Annotated in this window: 12 protein-coding genes; 4 read left to right on the plus strand and 8 right to left on the minus strand. The window is 69.6% G+C overall.

Annotated elements, in window-relative coordinates:
• From ACRDSQ_RS21495 to ACRDSQ_RS21505, 3 genes are all read right to left on the minus strand, one after another.
• Nucleotides 1-308 (minus strand): hypothetical protein (locus tag ACRDSQ_RS21495; RefSeq protein WP_431423554.1); only part of this gene is annotated, 308 nt, incomplete at its 3' end.
• A 52-nt stretch (nucleotides 309-360) separates the two neighbouring features.
• Nucleotides 361-1875: an alpha/beta hydrolase gene (locus ACRDSQ_RS21500; RefSeq protein WP_431423555.1), complete on the minus strand. Its 1515-nt coding sequence runs from the start codon at nucleotides 1873-1875 to the stop codon at nucleotides 361-363.
• A gap of 134 nt (nucleotides 1876-2009) precedes the next feature.
• Nucleotides 2010-2993, minus strand: coding sequence for a helix-turn-helix transcriptional regulator (locus tag ACRDSQ_RS21505; RefSeq protein WP_431423556.1), 984 nt, complete (start codon nucleotides 2991-2993; stop codon nucleotides 2010-2012).
• 251 nt (nucleotides 2994-3244) lie between these two features.
• On the opposite strand from ACRDSQ_RS21505, the gene ACRDSQ_RS21510 reads away from it, so the two are divergent.
• From ACRDSQ_RS21510 to ACRDSQ_RS21525, 4 genes are all read left to right on the plus strand, one after another.
• Nucleotides 3245-3478: a helix-turn-helix domain-containing protein gene (locus tag ACRDSQ_RS21510; protein WP_431423557.1), complete on the plus strand. Its 234-nt coding sequence runs from the start codon at nucleotides 3245-3247 to the stop codon at nucleotides 3476-3478.
• A gap of 2 nt (nucleotides 3479-3480) precedes the next feature.
• A complete protein-coding gene (locus tag ACRDSQ_RS21515) occupies nucleotides 3481-4464 on the plus strand; it encodes a helix-turn-helix domain-containing protein (protein WP_431423558.1) in 984 nt (327 codons plus the stop codon).
• Nucleotides 4465-4662: 198 nt separating this feature from the next.
• Complete coding sequence (locus tag ACRDSQ_RS21520) at nucleotides 4663-4830, plus strand: hypothetical protein (protein WP_431423559.1); 168 nt, start codon at nucleotides 4663-4665, stop codon at nucleotides 4828-4830.
• A 121-nt stretch (nucleotides 4831-4951) separates the two neighbouring features.
• A complete protein-coding gene (locus tag ACRDSQ_RS21525; RefSeq protein ID WP_431423560.1) occupies nucleotides 4952-5578 on the plus strand; it encodes a hypothetical protein in 627 nt (208 codons plus the stop codon).
• Nucleotides 5579-5699: 121 nt separating this feature from the next.
• On the opposite strand, the gene bfr is transcribed toward ACRDSQ_RS21525, so the two are convergent.
• The 5 genes from bfr to ACRDSQ_RS21550 all read right to left on the minus strand — a co-directional run bounded on the left by bfr (nucleotide 5700) and on the right by ACRDSQ_RS21550 (nucleotide 9423).
• On the minus strand, nucleotides 5700-6182 hold the full coding sequence (gene bfr / locus ACRDSQ_RS21530; protein ID WP_431423562.1) for a bacterioferritin: 483 nt from the start codon (nucleotides 6180-6182) through the stop codon (nucleotides 5700-5702).
• A 96-nt stretch (nucleotides 6183-6278) separates the two neighbouring features.
• A complete protein-coding gene (locus tag ACRDSQ_RS21535) occupies nucleotides 6279-6461 on the minus strand; it encodes a (2Fe-2S)-binding protein (protein ID WP_431423563.1) in 183 nt (60 codons plus the stop codon).
• Nucleotides 6462-6507: 46 nt separating this feature from the next.
• Nucleotides 6508-7347, minus strand: coding sequence for an ABC transporter ATP-binding protein (locus ACRDSQ_RS21540; RefSeq protein ID WP_431423564.1), 840 nt, complete (start codon nucleotides 7345-7347; stop codon nucleotides 6508-6510).
• A gap of 4 nt (nucleotides 7348-7351) precedes the next feature.
• Nucleotides 7352-8413 carry a FecCD family ABC transporter permease gene (locus tag ACRDSQ_RS21545; protein ID WP_431423566.1) on the minus strand — a complete coding sequence of 354 codons (1062 nt, stop codon included), beginning with the start codon at nucleotides 8411-8413 and terminating at the stop codon, nucleotides 7352-7354.
• Nucleotides 8413-9423: a FecCD family ABC transporter permease gene (locus ACRDSQ_RS21550; protein WP_431423567.1), complete on the minus strand. Its 1011-nt coding sequence runs from the start codon at nucleotides 9421-9423 to the stop codon at nucleotides 8413-8415. Before ACRDSQ_RS21550 ends, ACRDSQ_RS21545 begins: the two co-directional genes overlap by 1 nt.
• Nucleotides 9424-9485: the final 62 nt, after the last annotated feature.

The raw sequence follows: 9485 nt of genomic DNA on the forward strand, positions 1-9485 counted from the left end.
GCCGCCCACACCGCGGCCGTCCGCTCCTCCAGCGTGACCGCGAGCGCGACCGCGGTCGCCGGGAACACGCCGAACAGCACCACCGCCCCGAGCAGCGCCACCCACGCCGACCATCGCCGCAGCAGCACCGCCAGGGCCGCGAGGGCGACCACGGCGGTCAGCACCGGGCCGGTCGCGTACAGCACGCCCGGCCAGCCCCACACCGGCAGCTGGTCGGCCAGGTGCGCCGTCACGGCGGTCACGCAGGCCACGAGGAGCACTTCGGCGAGCACCATGGGGAGCCGCCACCGGCCAAGGACGTCCCGCATGGCTGAGCTCTCCCGTTCGTCTGTTCGACCGATCGGGAGACAGCATCACATGTCAGCTGCCCGCCTTGACGCCGCACCTGGCGGGGGCTGCGGGCGGGGTCAGGTCGATGAGGTAGCGGTTGACGGCCGCGTCGACGCAGGGCGAGGTCCCGCCGTAGACCGAGTGCCCGATGTCCTCGTTGGTCAGCAGCGCCGCCGAGGGCATGCTCGCCGCCAGCGCCTGGGCCCACCGGTACGGGGTCGCGGCGTCCACGGTGGTCGCGACCAGCAGGATCGTCGGCGCCCCCTCGGCCCGGATCACCTTCGGCTTGCTCGTGGACGGCGGCAGGAACGCGCAGCTGAGCAGCTCGGAGCCGTCGGCGAGTCGGGAGACGTCGCGGATGCGCTGCGCCGCCTCCTCGTAGGCGGCCAGGTCGGAGGGGTGCGGCCGGTCCAGGCAGTTCACCACGGTCAGCGCCTCGGTCGTGTCGTCCGTGGCGGGTTCCTCGGTCTGCTCGGTCTGTTCCTCTTCCTGAGGCTCCGCGGGCCGATCCGCGTTGATGACGATCTCCGACAGCTCGGGCCACTCCTGCGGGAACGTGAGCTTGCCCGAGATGTCGCCGCGGATCGTGGACCCGTCCCCGGCCTTGTCCGCCTTGTCGATCACCCGGTTCACCGTGGCGATGATCTCCGCCTCGGTGCGGCCGGGGCACGGCTTGCCGGTGCGTGCCGCGCAGTCGCGGGCGTAGGCGTGCAGGGCCTGCTCGATGCTTTCGGCCTGCTGGATCGGGTCGTCGCGCCAGTCGAGGGACATGTTGTCGACGCCGTCGAGCACCATCGCGCGGATCTTTTTGGGGAATCGATCGGCGTAGAGCTGGCCGATCCGGGTGCCGTAGGAGTATCCGACGTACGTCAGCTTCTCCTGGCCGGTCACGACCCGCAGCACGTCGAGGTCACCGACCACGTCGGCGGTGCCGACGTGGCTCAGGACGCTGGCGTCGGTGTGCTTCAGGCACGCCTCGGCGTACTGCTTGCTCTGCGCCACCATCTCGCCGACCAGCGGCAGGTCAGGTCGCTTCTCGGCGGGCGGCTCGCCCTGGGTCTCGCACTTGAGCCGCGGCTCGCTGCCGCCCACGCCGCGCGGGTCGAAGCTGACCAGGTCGAACCGCTCGCGGACCTCGGCGGGCCAGCTGGTCGCCAGGTCCTTGAGCATGGAGACACCGGACTGGCCCGGTCCGCCCGCCCCTGCGATGAGGACCCCGATCCGTTGTTCCGGCTTCGTCGCCGCGGCCTTGATCAGCGGCAGGGTGAATGTCCGTCCGTCCTCCGGCTTCGCGTAGTCCACCGGCACGGTGAGCTTCGCGCACTCGAGCTTGTCGCACGGCTCCCATTTGACGGACTGTTTGTAGAACGCCGCGAGCCTGCTGTCGGTCTCCGGCTCCGGGGCGGCCGACGGCGTGGGGACACCGTTGTTCGCCGAGGGCTGGCACCCGGCCAGCAGAACCCCCACCACGACCGACACGACCACCGCGCGACCCGGCCGGGGTGACCCTCCCGTGCTCGGCGCCTTTCCCCGCGGTGTGCCCATCGTCGCTCCTCGTGCTCGGTGGAAACGGTCAGCCCAAGACAACCGCGCGGCGGCCACCGGGCACGACCGTCCTCGGTCTTGACTATCCGCCGAGTGTCAGCCTCGGGAACTACCCCGAAAGACATATTCCCCGATCAGAGCCAACCCCGCCGCTGGGCCTGCAGCGCCATCTGGAAGCGGGTCGTGGCGCCGAGGCGGGTCATCAGCAGCTCCACTCGGCGGAACAGGGTGCGCCTGCTGACCCCGAGCTCCCGGGCGATGTCGTCGTCGGACACGCCGCCCGCGAGCAGGGCGAGCAGCCTGCGGTCGGCGGTCAGCAGCCGCTGCGGCTGCGGTTCGCGGCCGTAGAACGGCAAGGCGTTGAGCCAGGACTCCTCGAACAGCGCCACCAGCGCGGAGAACAGCCCGCACGGCTGCACGATCAGCATCGAGTTGGCCACGTCGGCCTCCTTGACCGACAGCGACACCAGGGCGAACGCGTCGTCGATGATCACGAGTTTCACCGGGACCGACGGCAGGACCCTGGCCTGCTCGCCCGCCTCGACGCAGGGGTCGATGCTGTCCTCCAGGTTGCCCGGGTACTCCAGCGACTCGCGGCAGTACACGACCCGCTGCGTGACGCCGCGGGCGAGCGTGGCCAGCGAGTCGGCGGTGGCGTCGACGATCGGGACGTACGGCGGCGAGTCGAACTGGCGGATCTCGGTGCGGGCGCTGGCCCACGCCTGCCGCATCCTCGGGCCGATGGCGTCGCCGGTGACCACCTCGACGAGGTTGGTGTTGTACTCGGCCAGCCGCAGCCGCCGGAACGACTCGAACGCCCCGGAGACGGCGATCCGCGACTCGTCGAGTTCGGCCGCCCGGTGCCTGCCGAGGATCTCCAGGCCCGCGGCGGGCGGCAGGGGAGCGACGGTGTCGGACTCGTCGGAGATGGCACTGGCCAGACCCGCGTCGACCAGTTCGGCGTAGGCGGGGCCGAGCTGCTCGCGGGCCACCCCGGCCTTCCCCTCGACGGCGTTCAGCGGTGTCGGCCCGAGATCCAGCAGCGCGAGGTAGATCCGGGCCGCCTCGGCGCCGATTCCCAGCCGCCGCAGTGCTTCGCCGACCTTCGGGTTCGCCATGGTTTCCAAAGTTAACAGCTCCAGGCGGGCGCATCCCCGGCTCGCGGGAATGCGCCCGCCACCGGCACTAGCGGGCGGGAAGTCATCCTCGAAGGCATCGTCCGACTCTGCCCCTAACGTCTTACAAGATCGGTAGTCCGCGACTGGATCCACCCGTAGGATGACCGTGCACCTCTCGCCGAGGTTGTTTGCCCCCGGTCGACGGACCGGGGGCTCTCGGTGGAGGCACCTCGGCGAAAAGGGTGGGACGTATGTCCGTCGACGAACTCGCAGGCCTGTCGATCGGCTCCCGACTGCAGACGATCCGCATGCGCAAGGGCAAGACCCGTGCAGTCGTGGCCGGGCTCGTCGGCCGCACCGACGAATGGCTCAAAGCCGTCGAGCGTGGGCGACTTCAAGAGCCGCGGTGGCCGATGCTCGTGCAGTTGGCCAGTGCGCTTGGCGTCCACATCGCCGAGATCACCGGCGACACATCAGCGGCATAGAAATGGACCTCACCGGCCGCTCAGGCCACGAGGCCGTGCCCGCGATGCGCGAAGCCATCGAGTCCCAGATGCTCGTCGTGACCGGTGAGCCCGTCGACGTCGACCAGCTCGTCCAGCGCGCCGGCGATGCCTGGGCCCTCTGGCACTCCTCGCCGAGCCCTCGTGCCGCTGTGGGTGCCGTGCTGCCGAGGATCATCTCTGACGGTCGGCGGTCGACCCGCCTCCTTGAGGGAGACCAGCGGCGCCGCGCACATGCCGCACTCTCATCGGCCTACGCCCTGTCGGAGCAGCTGCTTGCATGGGTCGCTGACGGCCAGTTGCTGTGGCTCACCGCGGACAGGTGCATGGCCAGCGCCGAACAGGCGGACGACCCGCTCGCGCTCGCGCTCGCAGCGTGGGTCGTTGGCAACGTCTGGCGGGTGACCGGCCGCGAAGACGATGCGCTCAGGCTCGCGACAGACGCGGCCGACCTGCTCACCCCGCGCCTCGACAGCGGCCAGGAGGCGCGCGCCCTCTGGGGAGCCGTTCGCCTGCACGCCGCGATCACCAGCGCCAAGATGGGCCGCGAGGGCGACGCACTGCGCTACCTCGACGACGCGGCTGAGATGGCCGCGGCGATGCCCGACTATGCGCACGCGGCGACCCTGTTCGGAATCCCAAACGCAACCCTCACTGGCGTCTCTGTGCACGTCGAGCTGCGCAAGGGCAGCAAGGCTGTTGATGTCGCCGACGCCGTCGACCCGGACAGCATCCCGTCCCAGGATCGACGGGCCCGTGTCTGGCTGGAGGTGGCGCGCGCCTACAGCCAACGCAAGGACAACACTGTGGCGGTGCACGTTCTTCAGCGCGCCGTGAATACGTCACAGGAGGCGATGATGTGCCATCCGCTCGCGCGCTCCCTTGCCAGTGAGCTTGTCACCTCCGGCGGCCGGATCGTCGAGCGAGATGCTCGCGCTCTGGCGTCCGCGATCGGCGTCTCCGTATAGCCCCGGGGTACAAATTGTCCCCGTTGACGATGGGGGGCTACCTGTACCTGTCGTAGATCGTTGTCACTCTTAGCGTCACTTCCGATACCGGAGGTGACGCGTGAGTCTGTTTTGGATCATCGTCGCGATCGTCATTGTGATCGCGCTCGCGTGGGCCGTTGTTGGCCTCAAGCACGGCCAGCATCGAGATGATGACGAATGATCGCCGTCGTAGTCCTAATGGGCTTCGTCGCCCTGCTCGCGATTTTCGGTGCCGTGGCAGAGCCGGCCATCGCCCGATGGCAGGTCCGTCGCGAGGAACGCGCGCGGCTCGGCGCTGTCGTGGCCGTGATGCACATGTTCAACGGTGGCGGGCGGTCTCGATGATCGCCGATCTGTACGTCACTGGTCCCGCCGTGCGCCTGGCCGCGAGCAAGATCGGCATACATGTCGGGGGAACGTCGGCGCTTCGGCTGCAACCGATTGACTTTGTCCCGGCGAGGATCACATGACCTCCCTCGAACAGGTCGATCTCGCGAAGAACCTGGCAGCGCTGGCGAAGGTCTTGACCGACGTCGTGGTGCCGAAGATGCACGACTACGCCGCCGGCTTGATCATCGAATGGTCGACGCCGGAGAAGGCCGACGACCTCGCCGCGGTGCTCGAGGAAACCGCCCGCCACGTCCGGGCCTGCAAGCCAACTCGGTTGAACTCCAAGGAGGAGCCATGTTCCGTCGTCGATTCGCGCCCCCTGGTGTCGAGATGGAAACCTGTCCCGCCTGCCTCGGCAGCGGACTCGACGCCTGCGGCCGCAATCCCTACTGTCGGCGGTGTGGAGGCCTCGGAGAAGTCCGCAAATGAGTGCTCGCACTGCGACGGCCACGGCGTCATCCGGTGGCAGCAACCCTGGCCGGACGGCGAGGGCGGCACGATCCTGCGCGACATGGAGCACCCCTGCCCGGCTGGATGCGGCCCTGAATGGAAGCATCCACACGCGGAGCGAGGCCGGGTCGTCGAGTCCAGTGGGATCGATGCTCCGACGCGGGTCGCCGGCCAAGCGAAGGCCGCGCAGCAGTTGCATCCGCTGCTCGACGCCGAGCTGAAGCGGATCTACGAGCGCTACAGCCGCGACTAGGAGGGGTTACCAGACACGAAAGCCCGTGGCGGCTGGTCTTTGCCAGTGACCGATTTTCGGTCACATAGGAAAACCCGAGTCCGGCGCGTGCCGGACCCGGGTCGGGTGGATCTTGTGGGGCTCAGACTGTCGGCGGGCGGTCGACCGTCTGCGCGAGGTAGAGCTGCTCGCCGAGGCGGTCCATTAGCTCCAGCTGCGTCTCGAGGTAGTCGATGTGGTGCTCCTCGTCGGCGAGGATCTTCTCGAACAGGGCCGCGGTGGTCGCGTCGCCCTTCGAGCGGCACATCGGGACGCCCTTGCGGAGTCGCTCGACGACCTCGACCTCGATGGCCAGGTCGGCGGTGAACTGCTCGCGCAGCGTCTGCCCGATGCGCAGCGGCAGCAGCTTCTGGTAGTTCGGCAGGCCCTCGAGGAACAGGATGCGGTCGGTGATGATCTCCGCGTGAGTCATCTCCTCGATGGACTCGGCGCGAGTGTGCTCGGCGAGCTTGGTCAGGCCCCAGTTCGCCTGCATCTTGGCGTGCAGGAAGTACTGGTTGATCGCGGTGAGCTCGCTGGTCAGCTGCTCGTTGAGCAACGCGATGACTTCTTCGTCGCCACGCACGGGGGCACCTCCGGTCGAACGGGTTGACGCCCGACCGTAAACCCAGACCTGTGACCTCGCACCACGGAAGCGTGGCGGTCACCCTTAAGGGCGCGTCTAAGCGGCGCTTGTGGCCGCCATCGTGTGATCTTCGAGCATGTCGTCGATGCGGTCGAGGCAGCTGCCGCAGCCGGTTCCGGCCTGGCAGCGGTCGCCGACCTCCTCGGCCGTACGGGCGCCCGCCAGGATGCAGGCGTGCACCCGGGCCTCGCTGACCGCGGCGCAGATGCAGACGTACATGACTCTCCTCGACGCTTTCTTAGGTGAGCCTATGCTAAACACAGCATCAGTGAATTGGGAAGGGGTGCTGCGCCACATTTCGTGGTTCGTGGTGCCGACCGATGGGGATGACCAGCGGCGTTCCGCTCACCGGGTCGGTGACCACGGAGCACCGGACGTCGAAGACCTCGTCGACCAGTTCGGCGGTGAGCAGTTCGGCGGGCGGTCCCTGGGTGACGATCCGGCCCGATTTCATCGCCACGATGTGGTCGGCGTAGCGGCAGGCCTGGTTGAGGTCGTGCAGCACCATCATCACTGTGCGGCCACGGGTGCGGTTGAGGTCCATGACCAGGTCGAGCACCTCGATCTGGTGGGCCATGTCGAGGAACGTGGTGGGCTCGTCGAGCAGCAGGATGTCGGTGTCCTGGGCCAGGGCCATCGCGATCCAGGCCCGCTGGCGCTGGCCGCCGGACAGCTCGTCGACCGGGCGTTCGGCCAGGTCCAGCATCGAGGTGAGCTCCAGCGCGTGCCGGACGGTCTCCTCGTCGCTGTGTGACCACTGGCGCCACCAGCTCTGGTGGGGCGCGCGGCCGCGGCCGACGAGGTCGATGACCGTCATCCCCTCGGGCGCCACCGGGGACTGCGGCAGCAGGCCGACCATCCGGGCCAGCTTGCGGGTTGGCATGGCGTGGATGGACTCGCCGTCCAGGCAGACCTGGCCCGCGGCCGGGGACAGCAGCCGGGCGAGCGACCGCAGCAGCGTCGACTTGCCCGACGCGTTGGCGCCGACGATGACGCTGATCTTGCCGGGCGGGACCGTCAGGTCGAGGTCGGTGATGATGGAGCGGTCGCCATAGGACACCGCGAGCCCCTCGGCCCGCAGTGTCGGCGCGATCTCGGGTCGCATTCGGTCAGCCTCCAGACCCGACCCGGTTCGCGCGGGTCAACAGCCACAACAGGAACAGTCCGCCGAGCGCGCCGGTCACCACGCCGATGGGCAGCAGGGTGCCGGGAATGACGCGCTGGGCGATGAGATCGGACCCCAGGACCAGGAACGACCCGGTCAGCCCGGACGCCACCAGCGGCGGCCAGGCGCTGCCGGTCAGCCGCTGGGCGATCTGCGGGGCGGTGAGTGCGACGAAGACGATCGGCCCGGTGGCGGCGGTGGCGAAGGAGACCAGCGCCGCGGCGGTGACGATCAGCGCGGGCTGCGCGAACCGCACCGGCACCCCGAGCGCCGTGGCGACGTCGGTGCCCAGCTGCAGGAGGCGCAGCCACCGGGAGAGCAGGAGCACGGCGATCCCGAGCGTGACGGTCGCCCAGGCCAGCGGGGTGACGTGCACCCAGTCGGCGCCGTTGAGGCTGCCGATGATCCAGCGCAGGACCTGCTGGGCCTGCCACATGTCGGCCTTGACCAGCAGGTAGCTGGTGAGGCTGGTGCACATCCAGGAGACGCCGATGCCGACGAGGACGATGCGGTAGCCGGTGGTGCCGCCCTTCCAGGCCAGCCCGTAGATCAGCACGGCGGTGGCGATGCCGCCGAGCAACCCGAGGGCCTGGGTGCCCAGTCCGGAGCCGAACCCGAGGACGATCCCCGCGACCACGGCGGTCGCGGAGCCGGCGCTCAGGCCGATCATGTCCGGGCTGGCCAGCGGGTTGCGGGTGAGGGTCTGGAAGAGGGCGCCGGAGACCCCGAAGGCGCAGCCCGCGAGGAGGCCGACCAGGGCACGGGGAAGACGCAGCTCCTCGATGACGAAGAGCGTCGCGCGGTCCCCGACGCCGAAGAGCGCCTGGACGACGTCGGGCAGGGGGATGGGGTAGTCGCCGAAGGACAGTTCGACCGCGAACAGGAGTGCCGAGGCGAGAAGCAGTCCCAGGCAGACGCCGAGCATCCGCGGTCGGATGATCGCCGAAGTGGGGCCGAGGCGGACGGCGATCCGGCCCGGCTGGCGGGTGAGTTCGACGAGGGCCATCACAACTCCGCGAGTCGACGACGCCGGATCAGCGCGATGAAGAACGGCGCCCCGAGGAAAGCGGTGATCACGCCGACGCCGATCTCCCCGGGCCGCGCCACGACCCGTCCCAGGATGTCGGCGGCCAGCACCAGACACGGCGCCAGGACCATTGTGTACGGCAAGATCCACCGGTAGTCCGACCCGGTGATCGCCCGCGCCACATGTGGGATCACCAACCCGATGAACACGATCGGCCCGACCACCGCCGACACCGTCCCGGCCAGCAGCGTGACCGCGACAACCCCGCCGAGCCGGATCAGCCCGAGCCTGCGCCCCAACGAGGACGCCACGTCATCGCCCAGTGCGAGGCTGTTCAACGCGGGCGCCACCGACACCGCCAACGCCGCCCCGACCACCAGGAACGGCACCATCTGGGCGACCACCGCGGTGTCCTGCCCGGTCAGTGAACCGACCGCCCACGAGCGGTACACGTACAGCGCGTTCGGGTCGAGCAGCAGCACTCCGCTGGTCAGCGAGGTCAGCAGCGCCAGCATCGCCACCCCGGCCAGCGCCAGCTTCACCGGGGTCGCGCCGCCGCGGCCGTGGCTGCCCAGGGCGTAGACGACGACGCTGGCGATGGCGGCCCCGGCGAAGGCGAACCACACGTAGGAGTAGAACGACGACAGCCCGAACGCCGCGACCGCCACCGCCACGGCGAAGCCCGCGCCCGCGCTGACGCCGAGGATGCCCGGGTCCGCCAGCGGGTTGCGGGTCAGGCCCTGGATGAGCGCGCCGGACAGTCCCAGTGCCGCGCCCGCGAACAGGCCCAGCAGGGTTCGCGGCAGCCGCAGCCCGCGCACGATGGCTTCCGTCTCACCGCCGTGCGGGTCGAACAGGACGCTGAACACCTCGCCGAACGGGATGGTCTTGCTCCCGATCGCCAGCGACGCGACGCACAGTCCCGCGAGCAGGAGGGTGGCCAGGAGCAGGATCACCGGACGGGTGCCGCGACGGACGCCGGTGGTCACGGTGCGAACGGTCTGATCCACAGGGCTCCCGTCCGGTCCGCGTCGTGTTAGGTTAGCCATAC

The sequence above is a fragment of the Actinokineospora sp. genome (assembly GCF_050699995.1).
In the GTDB taxonomy this organism is placed as follows: domain Bacteria; phylum Actinomycetota; class Actinomycetes; order Mycobacteriales; family Pseudonocardiaceae; genus Actinokineospora.